We start from the raw sequence: 18408 nt of genomic DNA on the forward strand, positions 1-18408 counted from the left end.
TTCAGCCGTTTGTCTTTTGATTCCGCCAAAGTTCCTTTTGCATCTGCAAAAGGCGTCTGCACGTGCACGCGGATTACCGGGCTATACAGGTCTTCAAGTGGTCGTTCACGATGCCGGTGGCCTGCATCAACGCGTACGCCGTGGTGGGTCCGACGAAGACGAAACCCTTCTTCTTCAAGGCCTTCGACATCGCCACGGACTCAGGAGTCGTGGCCGGTACGTCGGCCAGCGTCTTCGGAGCCGCGTGCTTCGCGGGCCGGAACGACCAGAGCAGGTCGGTGAACTCGCCTTCGGCCAGGTCGAGCAGCGCGCGGGCGTTGGAGATCGTCGCGTTGATCTTCAACCGGTTGCGGACGATGCCGGGGTCAGCCATCAACCGCTCGAAATCAGTGTCGTCGTACTTCGCGATCGTCTCCGGATCGAACTGTGCGAACGCGGCCCGGAAGTTCTCCCGTTTGCGCAGGATCGTGATCCACGACAGGCCCGACTGAAACCCCTCGAGGGTCATTCGCTCGAACAGCGCGACATCGGTGCGGATCTCCTTGCCCCACTCGGTGTCGTGATATTCGACGTACTCCGGTGCGGACGTCGCCCATCCGCAGCGCGGCTGCCCGTCCGGTCCGACGACCGTCATGCGTTGGCCTCCTTGACGAGCCGCCGGAGCGAGATCCGCATCATCACCTCGAACGCCGGGCGCACCACCGGCCAGGCGAATGCGCCCAGGCGACCGAGCGGCGGTACGACGTCCTCGGACCAGGTGAACGTGCTGCCGAAGACCGACGTACCGCGGTCGACGCCACAGAACACTCTCGGCTCGATGGCGAACGTCCCGGTGCCGCGGACGATCTTGCCGAGATGCTTCACCGTGCACTCGCGCGGTGGATCCCAGTGTGTGATGACCATGTCGTCAGTGAACCCGACGCCACCGACAGAAGTCCGCGCCGCGACTCCCCCACCGACGCCGACGCCGTCGTTGTCGGTGCCCCAGACGCGGGTGAACAGCATCCAGCGGGACTGGCGCTCCCAGTCCATCACCACGTCCCAGGCGACCTCAGGCGCCAGCAGCAACTCGACCGACGCCTCTGCGTGACAGCTCCTCGTCGCGTCCATCAGCTGGGGCGCTGATACGCCCCTTCACCCTGCTGATCCGCAGGCGGCCAGAACCGCCACCCCTCCTCGTCCCCGTCCCCAGCCGCCCCGTTGACGCCAGCCTGCTGCGCCCCCTGCTCCGGGGCCTGCTGTCCCGGGGCCTGCTGCTCCTGGGTCTGCTGCTCGACCTGCGGCTGAGGTGCGGCGGTGCGCTCGTCCGACGTCTGCTCAGGCGCCTGTGCAGTCCAGTGCTGCGACTGCGACTGAGCGGAAGCCTGCGGTGCCTCCGGAGCCTGCGGCTGCTGCAGTTGCGGTGGCTGCTGCTGTTGCGACGGCTCCTGCGGCTGCTCCTGCGGCTGCTGCAACGTCCAGTGCGCGGTGGGTGGCTCGGCGGGAGGTTCTGCAGGCGCTGGGTCCGGCTGCTGCTGGGGCTGCTGAGCGGGAGGTGCCTGATGCGGAGCCGGCGTGCGGCGTGGGGTCACCGGTTGCGACTGGGCTTCCAGTACGGCGCGCGCCTCGGCCTGCAGGCGCTCGTACTCGTCCGCGGCTGCCTGGATCGCCCGCGGCAGTTCGGTCGTCTCCGGCTCGTCGTCCGCTGCGTCGGGAGCTACGGACGCCTGCGGTACGTCGGGCGTCGCGCCCTCAGACTGCGCCGACCCAACGGATCCAGCGGAGTCGGTCGGCTCCGCGGTGTCCTCCGGGGCGGCAGGCTCAGCTGCCGGCGCAGGTTGGGCGATGGGGTCGGGACCGCCTACCAGGATCGGTGGCTGGGTGCCGGTGTCCTCGAACTCGCTCGGGTCGTACGGCCGGGAGCTGAAGCCGTGCCCGTCCGGTGCCTCGACGATCGGGGCGACGGCGCGCTCCAGGTCGGCGATCCGGCGGTCGCGTTCGGCGACCTCCTTCGCGACCCGTTCGAGCAGCGTGTCGACCTCGTCCATCCGGTAGCCGCGCACCCCGACCGCGAACCGCGCCGACTCGATATCGGTCGACGTGAGCGCTTGCCGCGCCGGCACGGTCATGTCGGGCCGGTCGTCGTACGCCGTGCTCATGGCACCCCAACGACCCGAGGCCACTACCGCTACAGCCCCGATCAACAGCACCACGATCAGCCCGAAGAACCACATCACGGGACCGATCGTGCCATGCCGGGCGAGTCAACCGCGAAAACCCCCGGGATTTGGAGGTCGCGCGAGGCGGTGACGCCGTCGCGAGCGTCGTCCCGCGGAGTGCTGGGCAAGGCGGAGGAGGGAGGCAGGACGGAGTCCTGTCGACCGACGACAACGCCGCCCAGTGCCCGCGGGACGGCGCGCAGCAGGCGTCACCGCCTCGCGCGACCTCTCAGCTCCCGTCGGAGCCGAGGCGGTGATCCCGGCGGGCCGGCTCGTTCGCGGCGTCGACCTCGCGGGCGGCCGCTGCGGCGGCCTCCTCGGCGGCCTCGTCGGCGAGTTCGCCGGCCTTGACGATGTAGCTGATCGCCTCGTCGACGTCGTCCGTGACGACGAACATCTCCAGGTCGGCGGCCGAGATCTTCCCGTCCTCGAGCATGGTTGTGCGCAGCCAGTCGACCAGCCCGCCCCAGTACGACGTACCGAACAGGACGACCGGGAACGACGTGACCTTCCGGGTCTGCGCCAGCGTGAGCGCCTCGAACATCTCGTCCAGCGTGCCGAACCCGCCCGGCATCACCACGAACCCCTGGGCGTACTTCACGAACATCGTCTTCCGGGTGAAGAAGTACCGGAAGTTCATGCCGACATCGACCCACTCGTTCAGGCCGTTCTCGAAGGGCAGTTCGATACCGAGCCCGACCGACACCCCGCCGGCCTCGGACGCGCCCTTGTTCGCGGCCTCCATCACGCCCGGTCCGCCGCCGGTGATCACGGCGTACCCGGCCTCGACCAGCTTCCGCCCGAACTCCTCGGCGGCGGCGTACATCGGGTCGTCCACCTTGGTCCGCGCCGACCCGAACACGCTGATCGCTGCCCCGAGCTCGGCCAGCATGCCGAATCCCTCGATGAACTCCGACTGGATCCGCAGCACCCGCCACGGGTCAGTGTGCACCCAGTCCGACGGCCCGCGACTGTCCAGGAGGCGCTGCTCGGACGTGGACTGCTGCACCTGGTTGCGCCGCATCGTGACCGGCCCGCGCTGCTGCTGGCCGACCGGACGGTCGGGGTGGGTTGATGGTTCTGACATGCGTCCAGGTTATTGCCTGGCCGGTAACCGGGCGCGTTCAGGCGCGGTCTGTCAACCAACTCCTCAGCCGCTGTTCACACAGCTCGATCTCGGCCTCGGGCACGAACTCGTCCTGCTTGTGCGCGTACAGCGGGTCGCCCGGCCCGTAGTTCACCGCCGGTACGCCGAGCAACGTGAACCGCGCCACGTCCGTCCACCCGAACTTCGGCTGCGGCTCCCCGCCCACCACCTGCAGGAACGCCGCCGCGGCCGGCCGCTCGAGCCCCGGGAGCCCGCCCGGCGCGGAGTCCGTCACGGTCACGTCGTACCCCTCGAAGACCTCGCGCAGGTGCGCCTCGGCCTCCGCCTCGGACCGGTTCGGCGCGAAGCGGTAGTTGATCGTCACCGTGCACAGATCCGGTACGACGTTGCCGGCGACGCCACCCGTGATCGCGACCGCGTTCAGCCCCTCGCGGTACTCGAGCCCGTCGATCGGCACCCGCCGCGGCTCGTACGCCGCCAGTCGCGCGAGCACCCCGCCCGCGGCGTGGATCGCGTTGCTACCCATCCACGAACGCGCCGAGTGCGCCCGCTCACCGCGGGTGGTGACCTCGATCCGCATCGTGCCCTGGCAGCCGGCCTCGACGACCGCGTTCGACGGCTCCATCACGACCGCGAACACGCCTTCGAGCAGTTCCGGGTTGGAGCGGGTCAGCTTGAACAGACCGTTCCGCTCGGCCTCGATCTCCTCGCAGTCGTAGAACACGTACGTGATGTCCCGGTTCGGCTCGTCGAGGGTCGCGGCGAGCCGCAGCCCGACCGCGACACCGCCCTTCATGTCGCACGCGCCGAGGCCGTGGATCAGGCCGTCGGCGCGGCGGGCCGGGAGGTTGTCGTTGAGCGGCACGGTGTCGAGGTGACCGGCGAGGACGACCCGCTCGGCGCGGCCGAGGTCGGTGCGGGCGACGACGGTGTTGCCGTGCCGGAACACCTTCAGATGCGGGTACGCCGACAACGCCGCCTCGACCTTGTCCGCGAGCTTCTCCTCCGTCCCGCTGACCGAGGAGACGTTCACCAGCGCCTCGGTCAGATCCGGCCCGGATACGGTCAGGTCCAGCTTGGTCATGGCGAGTCCTCGGTCGGGGGCAGGAAGACGCAGAATTCGTTGCCTTCGGGGTCGGCGCAGATGTGCCAGCCGATCTCGTCGTCCTTGGGCCGCAGCAGTGTCGCACCCGCGTCGAGCACCGGCTGCAGGGCGGGTGCGGTGACGTCCCAGTGCACGCGGTTCTTGACCGTCTTCGGCTCCGGGACCGGGTTGAAGACCCAGTACCTGAATGGCAGCCCGAGGACGTTCTCGAGCCAGTAGTACGGCCGGCCCGGACGGCTCGAGAAGTCGCCGCCGACCACGTTCGCCCACCAGCGGGCCTGCGCCTCCGGATCAGCCGAGTCGACGATCAGTTCCATCAGCCGGTACGCCGGGACCGTCTCGCGGACGAACCCGCAGAACTCACCGCCCTCCGGGTCGGTCAGCACCGTCCACTGCTGGGCCTCGGTCTCCGGGGACTGGATCGTCGCACCGGAGCGTTCGAGGTCCGCGATGTCACCGGCGATGACGTCGAGGTGCACGCGGTTCTTCACGGTCTTCGGCTCCGGGACCTTGCACATCCAGATGGTCTTCTCCGGGGCGTCGCCGACCAGCACGTTCGGGTTGTCGGCCGGCGCGGTCAGCCCGATCGTCCGTCCCCAGAAGGCAGCCATCTCACTCGGGCTCGCCACGTCCACACACAGGTCCTTGAACCGCGCGACGCTCATACCGCACACATTATCCGGCGGTGCGCTTGCGGTAGTGCCGGTTCACCCGCTCGCGATTCCCGCAGGCCGGCGAGCACCACGTCTGCCGCGGGTCGTCCTGCAGGAAGTACTTCACACACCGCGCCGCCGGGCAGGCCCGCAGCCGTGCGCGGTCCGGGCTCGCCAGGAAGTCGATCGCCGACCGCCCGACCGCGCCGACCAGCAACGCGATCGGGTCCTCGGTCCGGTACGCCCATCGCACAACCGGCTCGTCCACCCATTCCAACTCCGTCGTACCCAACCGCTCCGCCGCCCGGTTCACCATCCGCAGCGCATCCTCGACCGTCATCAACCGCGCGGCATCCGCCTTACTAGGAGCCCCAGGAGCAACCGCCCGAGCAAACAACGCCCGCACCGCCCCCCGAATCCGCACCAGCTCCTCCCACAGGTTGGGGAGGATTTCTGCCCGATCCGGGCGCAAAAACCTCCCCAAGTCGGACTCGGCCCCCAACACGTGCGCAACCAACAGGTCGTGCTCGGTGAGCCAGGCAGCTGCCTCCTCCGGAGTGGAGAGCAGGTCCGCGACGCCACCGTGACCGTCGTGCTTGATCGTGGCGGCTAAAGCGAAGGCGAGCGTGGTCATCTGATGATACTAATGGGATATTCGACTGATGGCATGTGAATGAAGGAGCTGCTGTGGCCCTGAATGAAGTACGTGCGATTGCCGGTCAGCTGCTCGCGCTGACGGGAGATCTCGACGACGACGCCGCACGTGCCGGGTCGGGCCTGCCCGGGTGGTCGCGTGGTCATGTGATCACCCACGTCGCGAACTTCTCCGAGGCGATGACGCGTCAGGTCGACGAGGCGCTGCAGGGACGCCTCATCGAGGTGTACGACGGTGGGCGCCCGGCGCGGGATGCCGCGATCGAGGCCGGCGCCGACCGTCCCGCCGCCGAGCTCCGGTCCCACCTGACGCAGGCCGTCACCACGTTGCTCGCCTCCTGGGACAAGGTCGGCCCCACCGACTGGCCGCTCCCGATCCTGCACCGCAACAGCAACCTCTCCGCGGGCCTGCAGGCCACGTGGCGCGAACTCACCATCCACACCACAGACCTCGACCTCGGCATCACCGCCACCACCTGGTCCGACGACTTCTGCCTGCACCTGCTCGACTTCCTCCGCGCCCGCACCCCCGACAACACCCACCTGATCCTCAAGTCCCCCACCATCACCTGGGACAACGGCACCGGAGAGGACATCACCCTCGAAGGCGCCCTCACCGACCTAACCGCCTGGTACGCCGGCCGCCCAACCCCAGGCCCCATCACAGGCTCAACCCCGGACCTCCTCGCCTGGCCGTGACCTTTCCGGAAAGCGGTTAGTTCACCGTGAAGTCGTCTAGCTGGATCCAAGTGTCGAGGTTGGGGGCGTTGAAGCCGGCGTAGACGGTGAGTTCGTGGACGTTGGGCGGGACCTTCACCGTGACCTCGTGGTGCACGTAGCCGGTGCCGGCGCCGAAGGTGGTGCTTGCGAGGTCGGTCGTTCCGGCGCGGACGCCGAAGCGGCCCTGGTCGGCGGGGAGGTTCGCTGACGCGTTGATCCAGGAGCCGAACGTGTACGTCGTACCGGGGACAACAGGCACGGTCTGGTACAGCGCGCTCCATCCCGTACACGTGCAGCGGATCCAGCCGTTGTTGGCGCCGGAGTGCGCGAAGCCGAGGCCGCGGTCGACGCCGTTGGCCGCTTTACCTTCGAAGAGCCACGCCGGCTTGCCGCCGACGGTGCCTTCGAACCCACCGTCGGCGAACTGCGACACGTAGCGAACAGCAACCTCAGAAGCAGTCGAGTACGAACGCGTCCCACCGGGCAGGCCGAACACCCGGACCCCGTCCGTCTCCTGCACCGGGAAGGTGATCGTGTACGTCGTGTTCGCACCGGCCGACGCATCGCCCGGGTACGTCGGCGACACGGTCTGCGACCCGACCTCGACCCACTGCCCGTTCTGGCGAACCTGGACCCGCGGCCGCCCGGTGAAGTACCCGCCCTCGGCCGACACCGCCCCGGACGTGAACTCCACGTTGTTCACCTTGTGCCGCGCGGGCCACTCGTACCCCCACCACGACGCACCCTTCACCTCGTCGTCGAAGTCGGACTCGCTCCCAGCCCGAGAGCCGTCGTTCAGCACCGCGAGACTGCCCGACTGCGTGGATTTGGAGATCGCGACAGCGCCGGTCGAAGCAGCAGCGAGGTTGTCCGATCCCGGGAGGTTCGAGGCCGGCGTACCGACGGACGGCGTCAGGACCAGCTTGCGCAGGTTGAAGTTGTAGACCGACGTACCGATTCCGCCTCCACCGCACGGGCACACGTTCGCCTGCAGGTACATCGTCTTACCGTCCGGCTGCACGAACTTCGACGGGATCGTCACGCCGTACCCGCCGTACTTCGAGGTCGACCACGGATACCCGCCGAAGTCCTTCGAGAGGAAGTGTTTCCACGGCCCCCACGGCGTCGGCGACTCGTAGAACTCGAAGGTGTACTCCGTCCACGACGTGTACACGTACCGCTTCTGCTGGGGCAGGTACGTCACGCCGCCCTGACTGATCACGCTCAGATTGGAGGCGTTCGTCCCGTACGTCTGCGCGTACAACCGCCGCGGGTCGTTGAGCACCGGCTTGCGATCGGCGATCTTCGCGGACCACCCGGACCCGGTGTAGAACTTCCACGCGCTCCTGTCCTGCACGTCACGCTTGGGCACCCGCGCCAGGAACACGCTCTGCGGATCGGGGACCGTGTCGTCGAACGAGTCCCGCCAGTTCCCGTCCAGCCCGTACGCGTACACATAGCCGTCGGGCCCGGCGGCTCCGCCCTTGCCGAAGTCCGCGAACCAGATCGTCGTGAACACATGGTCCGCGAACATCGGCTTCGACTTGTCCCACGTCCACGTCCGCCCGTGGTCGGTCGACTTCAGGATCGTCGCCGCCGGTACGTCGTTGAAGTCGAGCGCGAGGTCCTGGACGGCGAGGTACAGAGTGTCGCCGACGCACACCATCCCGGTCGGCTTCCGGTTGTACCCGGCACCGCTCCAGACGGACCCGACCTGATCCCCACGAGAGATCGTTGCCCCGGACAAGTTTCCCGGCGTACCGGTGATCTCGCTGACCGCGATGTCGGCGAAGTCGCCGTCGACGCTGAACCCCTTGCCGTCACCGTTCGCGGCGTAGAGCTTGTCGTTGCCGGCCCAGCACGACGGCCACAGGTCGCCGTCGCTCTTGCTCGGCGTGCCTTTCGCCTCCACCTGGGCAGTGCCGATCGCGTTCACGGTGGCGACCTCCTGGGGATTCGAGGACTGGGTCAGGAGTGTCGCCGTTCCGAAGACCAGCGGCAGGACAGCGAGCAAGGCCCCACGCTTCATGAGCTATCCCTTCAAGGTTTGGTACCAGTACGCGACCGACGACCAGTCGTCGCTGCGCTTGTTGGCGTGCCCGTGCTCGATGGTCACGCGGATCGAGCTGAAGAACGTGATCGGATCCTCGACGTGGAAGCGGTACAGCGAGATCTCGCCGCTCCAGTTGGCTCCGCCAGGCAGCGTGATCCCGTGGTACGGCGCGGAGTACGGCTCACTCGGGCACCATGCGGTGTTGAAGTAGTCCTCGGTCCCCGTGCCGTGCAGTGACGGCGGGAACGGCTCGCCGTCGATGAAGATCATGTCGTCGCCCTCGCCGTACCAGTTCCACTCGGCCGACTCGCGCAGGTTCCGGATGCTCACGACGCACCCGACGTAATGCCCCTTGCCCTCGGTGTCGAGGACGACGTAGTTCCCGTCGCCGGACAGATTCGTCCCCTCGACCTGGTACTGGCGCAACGTCTCGGAGCCCTGCGGTACGCCGTCCGTCGGATGCTGCCTGTTGTACGACGCATGGAAGTACCCGAGCCCGTCCTGCGCGCCGTCGAACAGCTCGTAGTCGACGTAGTAGTAGAAGAACACCGGAGCCGCCGTGAGCTCCGAGACGATCTCGACCTTCGCTCGGGAGGCAAAGGGCATGTGGAACCAGCAGTTGAAACCCTTCCCGTCCTGCGGGCTCATCTGCAGCGGTGCGCTGACGAAGTTGACGGTCTTCCCGTGCCCGACGCCGAAGAAGTCGCCCAACGGCGCGAGCACACTGGGTTGATCGGAGTCCTCCCAGGTGATGCGCAGGATCAGCTTCCGCAGGTAGTCCCCATCGACCTCGTCGGGACCCCACGCACTGTCTCGCGCGACGGTGCACCAGATGTGGTTGATCGATCCGGGCCCGTCGATCTCCGCCAGTACGGCGGTCTCACCCGGACGGATCGTCAGTCGGTCGTCGTTGCCACCCGTCCGGTCCCAGCTGGACGCCCGGCGGCGCTTGGAGTCCCGTAGTCGAGGCAGATCACGAAGACTGCTCCCGTAGTCGCCGTACATATGAGCCTTTCACCTGAGCCTTCTCCTTGAGTCCGGTCGCCTTCATCGCGTCGACGAACCGGCGCCGGCCCGCGACGAACACCACGACCGTGCGCTTCGAGGGGCAATCGATTTCTCGCAATCTACGATCGGCGACCGGGGCGGTCAAGGGGCGACGGGGAGACGATGTGATCAACTCCGGCAATTCCCGCGTGTACACAAGGCTTTCGACCTGGGCGCAGCCGTTGACACCACCCGATCCCACTGCCTAATCTGCGGAAATCGATTTCTGAGATGAGAGGCACTGGGATGTCAGTTGTGCCGAACCGTGCGTCCGCCCACCGCACGGCCGACGAGCTGTCCAGAGACCTGGTGGCACGGGGACTGCAGGCGGCGCGGGACGCCATCGAGACCGAGGCCGCTGCTGTTTCGGCGCTCGCCGACCGCCTGGACGGGGTGTTCCTGGAGGTACTGACCGCGGTTGCCCGGTGCGAAGGCCACCTGGTGGTGACCGGCCTCGGCAAGTCCGGCCTGGTCGGACGGAAGATCGCCGCGACGCTCGCGAGCACAGGTACTCCGGCGACGTTCATCCACTCCGGCGACGCGTTGCACGGGGACTCCGGCGCCGTGACGACCCGCGATCTCGTGCTGGCATTGTCAGCGTCCGGAGAAACGGCCGAGGTGTGCGAGTTCGCCCGGATGTTGCGGGACCGGCAGATCCCGGTGATCGCGATGACCGGTCGCGAGGAGTCGACGCTGGCGCAGCTGGCGACGTACACGCTGGACACGATGGTGCTCCGCGAGGCGGATCCGTTGAACCTGGCGCCGACCGCGTCGACGACCGCCTCGTTGGCGATGGGCGACGCGCTGGCGTGTGCGCTCGTCGTACTGCGGGAGTTCAGTCATCACGACTTCGCGCAGTTCCATCCGTCCGGTGCCCTGGGCAAGCGTCTCTCGGAGGACCAGGCATGACCGATGTCTGTGTGCTCGGATCGTTCATGAAGGACCTGGTCGCGTCGGCGGAGCGGCGGCCGTTGCCGGGCGAGACGTTGCACGGCACCGGGTTCGCGGAATTCCTCGGCGGCAAGGGCGTGAACCAGGCGATCGCGGCGGCCCGGATGGGTGCGCGGACGGCGATCGTCGGGACGATCGGCGAGGATCGGTACGGCGAGGAGTTCCTGGAACTGCTGTCGGCGAACGGGGTCGACACCTCGTGGGTGGTGCGACACCCGTCGCTCGGCACCGGGGTGGGGCTGCCGCTGGTGCTGCCGGACGGCGGGAACTCGATCATCATCGTGTCCCGCGCGAACGCGGCGATCACAGCATTGGACGTCGAGGCCGCCACCGACGTACTGACCGCGAGCAAGGTGCTGAGCGTGCAACTCGAGCTCCCGGTCGAGGCGAGCCACACCGCCCTTCGGCTCGCCTCGGCCGCGGGCGTCACCACGATCCTCACGCCTGCGCCGGTCGGCCCGGTCGACCCGACGCTGGGGTCGTACGTCGACATCCTGGTGCCGAACGAGGTGGAGGCGGCGGCGCTCACCGGGCTGAACTGCGACGACGAGTCGCAGGTGCCGATGATCGCGCGCAAACTCGCCGAGGACTGGGACCTGCGGGCCTGTGTGGTGACGCTCGGAGCTCGGGGTGCCTATGTCCTGGACCGGGTCGGCGGGTTCGAGGAGCGGATCAGCGCGCACGAGGTCGACACCGTCGACACGGTCGGCGCCGGCGACGCGTTCTGCGGTTCCCTGGCCGCGTCACTCGCGGACGGGGCCGGCCTGGTGGACGCCGTACGACTGGCGAACGCGGCGGGTGCCCTGTCCACCACAGTGCACGGCGCCGCCGACTCCGCACCTTCCCAGGCCGCGGCGCTCGCACTACTGGAAGGCGTTACGTCGGCATCATGAGATCCTTTGGTCGGGATCGGAGTTAGAGTGCGATCCAGACGACCATCGGATCTCCAGCGGGGAGCGGGTATGACGACGATCTACGACGTAGCGCGTAGGTCGGGGGTGTCACCGGCGACGGTGTCACGCGTGCTGAGCGGCCGGCGGAACGTGGACCCCGAGCTGTCCGAGAAGGTCCGGGCCGCGGTCGCGGAACTCGGCTACCGCCCGAACGGGGTCGCGCGGAACCTGCGCAAGTCGTCGACGAACCTCTGGGCGGTCGTCATCTCGGACATCGAGAACCCGTTCTTCACCTCGCTCGTCCGCGGGCTCGAGGACGTCGCGCAGACCGAGGGGTACCACGTCGTCCTCTGCAACTCCGACGAGGATTCCGCGAAGGAAGCGGCGTACGCGTCGGCGGTCCTGACCGACCAGATGGCCGGCGTGGTGATCTCCCCGACGTCGACGGCCGAGGGCGTCCACCTGCTCGCGAACGCGAAGATCCCGCTCGTGATGATCGACCGCCGCGTCGAAGGCGTCGAGGCCGACACCGTGCTGGTCGACAACGAGCACGGCGCCTTCGAGGGCGTCAAACACCTGATCGACGGCGGGTACCGGCGGATCGCCTGCATCACCGGCCCGCGCAAGGTGTCGACGGCGATGGACCGGCTGGCCGGGTACCGGTCGGCGCTGCGGGCCGGCGGGATCCGGTACGACAAGGACCTGGTCCGGCACGCCGACTTCCGCGAGGCCGGCGGGTACGCCGCGATGGAAAGCCTGCTCGAACTCCCCGATCCGCCCGAGGCGCTGTTCGCCACCAACAACCTGATGACCGTCGGCGCCCTGGAATGCCTGGCGAAGAAGGGCTTGCGCGCGCCGGACGACATCGCGATCGTGGGCTTCGACGACATACCGTGGGCGGACCTCGTCATCCCCAGCCTCACCACGGTCGCCCAACCCACCTACGAGCTGGGCCGCACCGCCGGCATGCTGCTGAAGGACCGCACCGCCTCCCCCGGCCGCCCGCCCTCCACCGTCACCCTCCGCACCGAACTCCACATCCGAGCCACCTCAGCCCCCAAGAAGTAGTCCGGCCGTCAGTCCAGGAGTTCTAGTTGGGCGAGGGTTGTTGGGGTCGGGGTGGTTAGGCGGTAGTGCTGGTATTCGCCGGGGGTTTTGATGGTGAAGGGGCGGGTTTGGCGGGGCCAGGGGAAGGTTTGGTTGGTGCGTTCGTCGAGGACGGTCCACGTGGTGCCGTCGGTGGAGGCTTCTAGTTGCCAGGTGGTGGGGGCCGCCGCGGAGCCCGACGTGAGGGTGTAGAGGGTCGGGGTTGCGGGGGCGGGGAGGGACCACGTGGTTACCGGGTCGATGGTGGTTTCGGTGGTGGACGTGTCGTCGAACAGGGGGTTGTTCGGGTCTACCGGGATCAGGTCGAGGAGGGGCGTGGGGACGGTGTCGTCGGAGGTGAGCGCCGGCGGGAGTTCCAGCGTCGCCCAGTCGGACGGCTCGGCGCCCAGCGTGAAGTGGAGTTGACCGGCGGCAGTCAGGTCCGCGTGGGTGATTGATGCTATGGACAACTGCTTGCCGTCGACCTGGAGCTCTTGCACATAAGGGTGTTCGGGGTTGGCAGCAGTGATCGTGATGGGCGTGCCGCCGAGCGGGCTGACGACCGTACGGCGGAACAGTGGCGAGCCGATCGCGTACTCGGGAGCACCGACCCGGAGCGGGTAGAGACCGAGTGCGGCGAACAGGTACCACGCGGACATTTCACCGTTGTCCTCGTCGCCCGGGTACCCCTGCCCGATCTGCTCACCGACGTACAGCCGGTCGAGGACCTCGCGGGCGATCGCCTGGGTCTTGGCCGGCGTACCGGTGTAGTTGTACATCCAGGCGATGTGGTGCGCCGGCTGGTTCGAGAAGCCGAACTGGCCCATCCGGACCGCCTGGGCCTCGACCATCTCGTGGATGACGATCGAGTACGTGCCCTTCTTCATCGCGAGTTCGGGCGTCGCGAAGAACGCGTCGAGCTTCGCCTCCAGACCGCGTGGCCCGCCGTACAGGTTGGCCAGGCCGCGTGGGTCGTGCGCGACGTGGAACGCGAAGTTCCAGCCGTCGGTCTCGGTGAAGTCGCCGCCCCACTCCTCGGGGTCGAAGTCGGTGGGCGCCTTGGCGAAGGTGCCGTCCGGACGACGCCCCTGGAAGAAGTTGATGTCGTTGTCGAACAGCAGCACGTAGTTCAGCGACCGGCGGCGCAGGTACTCCGCTTCCTCCAGCAGCTGATCACGACGCTCGGGGTAGACGTCGGCCAGGCGAGCGGCCATCTCCGCCAGCGCGAAGTCGTTCAGGTACGCCTCGAGCGACCACGACACGCTCTCCTCGGTGTCGGTGCTCACGTACCCGGCGAAGAACCCGGTCTCGACGCCCTTCCGCCCGACCTCGGTCGCCTCCGGCGCGACGGTCGCGTTCCGCAGCCCGGCGTCGTACGTCGCCAACGGGTCCGGCAACGCCACGCCCTTGAGGTAGGCGTCCGCGAACGACACGTCGGAGCTCGTCCCGGTCATGCAGTCCGCGTACCCGGGCGAGGACCAGCGAGCGATCCAGCCACCGTCGCGGTACTGCTGCACGAACCCGTCGACCAGCTCCGCGGCCAGCGCCGGGTAGAAGAACGCGTACGCCGGCCACGCGGTCCGGTACGTGTCCCAGAACCCGCTGTTCACGTACATCTTCCCGGCCTTCACGACCGCATTGGTCTCGCGTGCGGTCGCCGTACCGTCCGTCGGCAGGACCGGGCTCGCATAGCGGTACTCCGGTGCGTCCGACGTACCCGCGTTCTCGAAGTGTGAGTTCGGGTAGAGGTTGAGCCGGTACAGGTTGCCGTACACGGTCCGCAGCTGCGGCGGTGTCGCGCCCTCCGGCCGGATCACCTGCAGGCGCTCGTTCCACACCGCGTTGGCGGCGGCCTGGATCTCCTCGAAGGACCGCCCCTCGAGCTCGAGATACACGTTGTGCCGCGCCTGGTCGACGCCGATGAACGACGTCGCGATCCGCAGTGTCACCTCAGGTACGTCGAACGTCGCGGCGCGGGCGTTGGCGCGACCACCGCGCGCTTGGCCGAAGGCGGTGGGAACCGTCGAGAACTCGCCGTAGCAGTACATCCGGGTGCGACCGGTTTCGGAGCCGTTCTCAACCCATCCGGTGACCGCGTTCCCGTCGTACTCGAAGGCGCCGTTCTCGTCGATCGTGTCGAAGATCAGGTGCCGTCCGGGCGCGTCCTCGGGGAACGTGAAGCGGAAGATCGCGCCGTGGTCGGTCGGGGTGAGCTCCGCGCGGACACCGTTCGCGAGGTCGACCGCGTACAGATCGGGGCGGGCGGTCTCGTCGTCGTGGCTGAAAGCGGCGGCGCGCTCGGCGGGGTCGCCCAGCGGCTCGGCGGCGGCGACCGGCATGATCGTCAGCTGATCGCGGTCGCCCATCCACGGGCTCGGCTGGTGGGAGAACGTGAGGCCCTGCAGCTCGGGACGGTTGTCCGCGTTGTTGGCGCGGTGGTACTCGTACGGCCAGCGGTGCGTCGAGGCGTTCGTGACCGGCGTCAGGAAGTTGAACCCGTTCGGCCAGGCGGTGATCGGCAGCGTGTTGCCGCGGGAGAAGTCGTGGCTGGCGTTCGTCCCGCGGCGCGTGTCGACGTACGCCGCCAGGTCCGACCCATCGGGCTCCGCCGGCGCCGGGCCGATCTCGACGTCGTCGATCCATCCCGCGAACTCGTGGCCCGCCTCGGGCGCATCCACCACGAGTACGACCTGCGCGATCGTCTGCCCCGCAGCCGCGGTCAGATCGACCTGTACGTCGTTCCACTGGTCGGCGTACAGGATCTTCGCGGCGCCCTGCCCCGCGGCGTCAGCAGTCTTCCCGTACTGGTCCAGGGCCCCGTCCAGCCGCGTCCCGTCCGCAAACACCACCTCGACCGCCACGTACGTCGCCGAGTAGGTCAGCCCCGCGTCGAGCTCCGGATAGACCTTGTATCGCAACCGATCCCCCGCCGCGACCACCCGTCCCCCACCAGGCAGCTCAACCTCGCGCCGCCCACCCGTCGTCCCGGAGTACCGAGTCCCGTCAACGCTCGTGAACCCCGCCCGCGAACTAGTCGGTCCACCGGGCCCGCCACCAGTCTCAATCATCACGCCACAATCCTACGAACCACCGCCCCACCCCCGGCGAACTGTTTCCATCGTGGACTGGATGGCCCGCTTTCCGGAAAGAAATCTGCACCTGGCGGCAGAAATGTTCCGGAGATCGTCCGTACCAGCGATCAGTGGGGTGGATCGGGTGAGGTGTTTCCGGCCTGGATCCAGGTCACGTAGTCGCGGGCGATCTGCTCGTGCGGGCGGAGGTGGAGGCCGGCGTGTAGGGCGTTGGTGTTGTTGAGTTGGAAGGTGCCGTCGTTGGTGCCGTCGTGGGGGAGGTGGAAGCGGTCTTCGGTCGGGGACCAGTTGACGGGCTGCGGATCGGGTACGGCGGAGCGCCAGGCCTCGGCCAACTCGGTCATCGTGTGGGTGGGGCTTACTGCGTTGAACGGGCCGGGGATGCGGTTGGTGGTGAGGTGGAGGAGGAAGGCGGCCAGGTCGCGGGCGTCGATGTACTGGATGGGCTGGTCGGGGCGGGCGGCGCATTCCAGCGGGAGGTTGTGGGCCAGCGCCCAGCCCCAGTTGCCGAAGTCGGGGTTGTAGGGGCCGACGACGAAGCCGGAGCGTACGGCGGCGGTGCGGTCGCCGAAGGTGGCGGTGAGCAACGATTCGTTGCGGACCTTCGACGGGCCGTAGAGGTCCATCGTGAAGTGGTCCTCGGGGGCGTCGGCCGGCCACGGCAGCAGCGGCGCGGACTCCGTCATACCGGGCGTGGTCTTGCTCGCGTACACGGCGATCGAAGACATGTACGTGTACTGGCCGCAGCGGTCGCGGAGTACGGACGCGCTGAGCGAGACGTCCCGGACCAGGAGGCCGGACATGTCGATCACGCCGTCCCATTCGCCGTCAGCGAGGGCCTCCGGCGCGGCGCGGTCGCCGACGATCCGGCGTACGGACGGGAAGAGCCCGGGGTTCGTCTGCCCGCGGTTGAACAGCGTCACCTCGTGACCGTCCAACAAAGCAGCCTCGACGACGTGCCGCCCGAGATTCTTGGTGCCCCCGAGCACGAGCAGCCTCATGCCAGCGCCCCGACGACGTCCTCGAGTTCGCTCAGCAGCCCGTCGATCCAGCCCGCGGACTCGGGGATCGTCCGCAGACCTTCCTCGACGATGAATCTCAGCGCCACCAGGTAGAAGCAGCCACCACCGACGAGCATCTGCCGCTCGACCACCGCAGGATTCCCGCCGGCCGCATCGAGGTAGTGGGCAACGATCGGCGCCCGGTCGTGGCCGAGGGCAACGGCGTCGCGAACCAGGGTGTAGAGATCGCTCAGATGCGGCGCCCCATAGGCCCCGGGCCAGTCGATCGCGGTCCACCGCGTTCCGTCGGTGACCAGGTTCTTCGGCACGTAGTCGCCGTGCACCACGGCCGTCGGCGCGTCCCGGTGCAGTCCGGAAAGCGCCTCGGTGAGCGGACCGAGATCGAACCCGATCCGTCCGATCCGGTCCGCCAGCTCCTTGACCCGCTCCGGCGGGAACTCGCTCGGCCCGTCCACCGGGCGTTTCCGGATCCTCGCGAGCAGCTCCGCGGTCGCCGCGAACCCTTCGGCGGTCGGCTCCTGCTCCAGCGTCACCCGCCCGACATCCTCCAACACCACCACGCCTGCCCCGCCGGACCGATACCGGTGAATCAGTGCAGGCGCCGGCAGCTCCAGCGGTACGACGAACCGCTCGTACGCCGCTGCCTCGTCGGCCTGCCCGTCGGTGCCCCGCTTGACGATCACGCTGTTCAGCCCGAACGACAGCCGCCACACCTCGGAGGATCCCCACTGCCGGAGCAACTCCCCGTGCAGCTCCGCGACGGCGGGCGCCTTGGTGGCTTCCAGAACCGGATCGGACACGTCATCGAGCCAAGCAGGAAGCATCCGAAAAGTAGACCATGGTCCGACCGCCGGGCGCCGCCGAATTAGGGTGTGGGTATGACGGAGAACGCCACGCACGCCTGGGGCTTCGGCCTCGCCACCGTTACGACCGCTGGGGACGTCCTGGACGTCTGGTACCCGGCGCCCGAGCTCGGAACGCAGCCCGAGGACGCGAAGGCCCCAGCGGAGCTGGTCGCGGCCGAGGGTAACGACGAGCTCCGGCAGGTACGGCGTGAGGTCGTGGCGACCGAGATCGCGCTGGACGCGGCCCCGAGCGGTACGGCGGATGCGTACCTCCGGCTGCACCTCCTGAGCCACCGTCTGGTCCGCCCGCACGGCGTGAACCTGGACGGCATCTTCGCCGCCCTCCCGAACAACGCGTGGACGTCGCACGGCCCGGTCCCGGTCGAGGAGATCGAGAACGTGCGGCTGCGGGCCCGCGCGGCGGGTCAGCACCTGAGCGTCACGAGCGTGGACAAGTTCCCGCGGATGACGGACTACGTCGTACCGTCCGGGGTCCGGATCGGCGACGCGGACCGGGTCCGCCTGGGCGCGCACCTCGCGGAAGGTACGACGGTCATGCACGAGGGGTTCGTGAACTTCAACGCCGGCACGCTCGGTACGTCGATGGTCGAGGGACGGATCGTCGCCGGTGTCGTGGTCGACGACGGCAGCGACATCGGCGCGGGCGCGTCGATCATGGGCACGCTGTCCGGCGGCGGCAAGCAGGTCGTCTCGATCGGCAAGCGCTGCCTGCTCGGCGCGAACGGCGGTACCGGCATCTCGCTCGGCGACGACTGCGTGGTCGAGGCGGGGCTGTACGTGACCGCCGGCACCAAGGTCACCCTCCCGGACGGCAGCGTGGTCAAGGCCCGCGACCTGTCCGGACAGCCCGGACTGCTCTTCATCCGCAACTCGGTCACCGGCGCCGTCGAGGCCCGCCCACGCAAGGGCGAAGGCATCACCCTCAACGAGGCCCTGCACGCCAACGCCTGACCGTCCGAA

General features: G+C 68.4%; 17 protein-coding genes. 5 read left to right on the forward strand and 12 right to left on the reverse strand.

Features of this window, described 5'->3' with window-relative positions; translation table 11 throughout:
- Positions 1-73 precede the first annotated feature (73 nt).
- From E0H45_RS02055 to E0H45_RS02085, 7 genes are all read right to left on the reverse strand, one after another.
- Entirely contained in the window at positions 74-634 is a 561-nt protein-coding gene (locus tag E0H45_RS02055) for a DNA-3-methyladenine glycosylase I (protein ID WP_131334558.1), read from the reverse strand.
- On the reverse strand, positions 631-1110 hold the full coding sequence (locus tag E0H45_RS02060) for an SRPBCC family protein (RefSeq protein ID WP_131334559.1): 480 nt from the start codon (positions 1108-1110) through the stop codon (positions 631-633). The genes E0H45_RS02055 and E0H45_RS02060 overlap by 4 nt, the downstream gene beginning before the upstream one ends.
- Positions 1110-2213, reverse strand: coding sequence for a DivIVA domain-containing protein (locus tag E0H45_RS02065; RefSeq protein WP_272948967.1), 1104 nt, complete (start codon positions 2211-2213; stop codon positions 1110-1112). The genes E0H45_RS02060 and E0H45_RS02065 overlap by 1 nt, the downstream gene beginning before the upstream one ends.
- Positions 2214-2427: 214 nt before the next feature.
- A complete protein-coding gene (locus E0H45_RS02070) occupies positions 2428-3285 on the reverse strand; it encodes an LOG family protein (RefSeq protein ID WP_131334561.1) in 858 nt (285 codons plus the stop codon).
- A 37-nt stretch (positions 3286-3322) separates the two neighbouring features.
- Positions 3323-4390: a succinyl-diaminopimelate desuccinylase gene (gene dapE / locus E0H45_RS02075; protein WP_131334562.1), complete on the reverse strand. Its 1068-nt coding sequence runs from the start codon at positions 4388-4390 to the stop codon at positions 3323-3325.
- Complete coding sequence (locus E0H45_RS02080; RefSeq protein WP_131334563.1) at positions 4387-5076, reverse strand: VOC family protein; 690 nt, start codon at positions 5074-5076, stop codon at positions 4387-4389. Before E0H45_RS02080 ends, dapE begins: the two co-directional genes overlap by 4 nt.
- Before the next feature lie 10 nt (positions 5077-5086).
- Positions 5087-5698, reverse strand: coding sequence for a CGNR zinc finger domain-containing protein (locus tag E0H45_RS02085; RefSeq protein ID WP_131334564.1), 612 nt, complete (start codon positions 5696-5698; stop codon positions 5087-5089).
- Positions 5699-5751: 53 nt separating this feature from the next.
- On the opposite strand from E0H45_RS02085, the gene E0H45_RS02090 reads away from it, so the two are divergent.
- A complete protein-coding gene (locus E0H45_RS02090; protein ID WP_131334565.1) occupies positions 5752-6417 on the forward strand; it encodes a maleylpyruvate isomerase family mycothiol-dependent enzyme in 666 nt (221 codons plus the stop codon).
- A 16-nt stretch (positions 6418-6433) separates the two neighbouring features.
- On the opposite strand, the gene E0H45_RS02095 is transcribed toward E0H45_RS02090, so the two are convergent.
- Positions 6434-8467 carry a DUF4185 domain-containing protein gene (locus E0H45_RS02095; RefSeq protein WP_131334566.1) on the reverse strand — a complete coding sequence of 678 codons (2034 nt, stop codon included), beginning with the start codon at positions 8465-8467 and terminating at the stop codon, positions 6434-6436.
- 3 nt (positions 8468-8470) lie between these two features.
- Positions 8471-9496: a glycoside hydrolase family 172 protein gene (locus tag E0H45_RS02100; protein WP_131334567.1), complete on the reverse strand. Its 1026-nt coding sequence runs from the start codon at positions 9494-9496 to the stop codon at positions 8471-8473.
- A gap of 297 nt (positions 9497-9793) precedes the next feature.
- Between E0H45_RS02100 and E0H45_RS02105 the strand changes: the two genes are divergently transcribed.
- The 3 genes from E0H45_RS02105 to E0H45_RS02115 all read left to right on the forward strand — a co-directional run bounded on the left by E0H45_RS02105 (position 9794) and on the right by E0H45_RS02115 (position 12450).
- Positions 9794-10447, forward strand: coding sequence for a KpsF/GutQ family sugar-phosphate isomerase (locus E0H45_RS02105; RefSeq protein WP_131337600.1), 654 nt, complete (start codon positions 9794-9796; stop codon positions 10445-10447).
- Positions 10444-11382: a ribokinase gene (locus tag E0H45_RS02110; protein ID WP_131334568.1), complete on the forward strand. Its 939-nt coding sequence runs from the start codon at positions 10444-10446 to the stop codon at positions 11380-11382. The genes E0H45_RS02105 and E0H45_RS02110 overlap by 4 nt, the downstream gene beginning before the upstream one ends.
- Positions 11383-11451: 69 nt before the next feature.
- Positions 11452-12450 (forward strand): LacI family DNA-binding transcriptional regulator, encoded by a 999-nt coding sequence (locus tag E0H45_RS02115; RefSeq protein WP_131334569.1) that lies wholly within the window; start codon positions 11452-11454, stop codon positions 12448-12450.
- A gap of 8 nt (positions 12451-12458) precedes the next feature.
- Here the strand turns inward: E0H45_RS02115 and E0H45_RS02120 are convergent, their stop codons facing one another.
- From E0H45_RS02120 to E0H45_RS02130, 3 genes are all read right to left on the reverse strand, one after another.
- Positions 12459-15536: a GH92 family glycosyl hydrolase gene (locus tag E0H45_RS02120; protein ID WP_131337601.1), complete on the reverse strand. Its 3078-nt coding sequence runs from the start codon at positions 15534-15536 to the stop codon at positions 12459-12461.
- A gap of 131 nt (positions 15537-15667) precedes the next feature.
- Complete coding sequence (locus E0H45_RS02125) at positions 15668-16561, reverse strand: Rossmann-fold NAD(P)-binding domain-containing protein (RefSeq protein ID WP_131334570.1); 894 nt, start codon at positions 16559-16561, stop codon at positions 15668-15670.
- A complete protein-coding gene (locus E0H45_RS02130; protein ID WP_238154753.1) occupies positions 16558-17382 on the reverse strand; it encodes a phosphotransferase in 825 nt (274 codons plus the stop codon). Before E0H45_RS02130 ends, E0H45_RS02125 begins: the two co-directional genes overlap by 4 nt.
- 78 nt (positions 17383-17460) lie before the next feature.
- Here E0H45_RS02130 and dapD point away from each other — a divergent pair, with 78 nt between their 5' ends.
- The gene (dapD, locus tag E0H45_RS02135; protein WP_131334572.1) at positions 17461-18399 is read left to right on the forward strand and encodes a 2,3,4,5-tetrahydropyridine-2,6-dicarboxylate N-succinyltransferase; all 939 of its coding nucleotides are present in this window, start codon (positions 17461-17463) and stop codon (positions 18397-18399) included.
- Positions 18400-18408: the final 9 nt, after the last annotated feature.

This window comes from Kribbella soli, from assembly GCF_004331345.1.
In the GTDB taxonomy this organism is placed as follows: domain Bacteria; phylum Actinomycetota; class Actinomycetes; order Propionibacteriales; family Kribbellaceae; genus Kribbella; species Kribbella soli.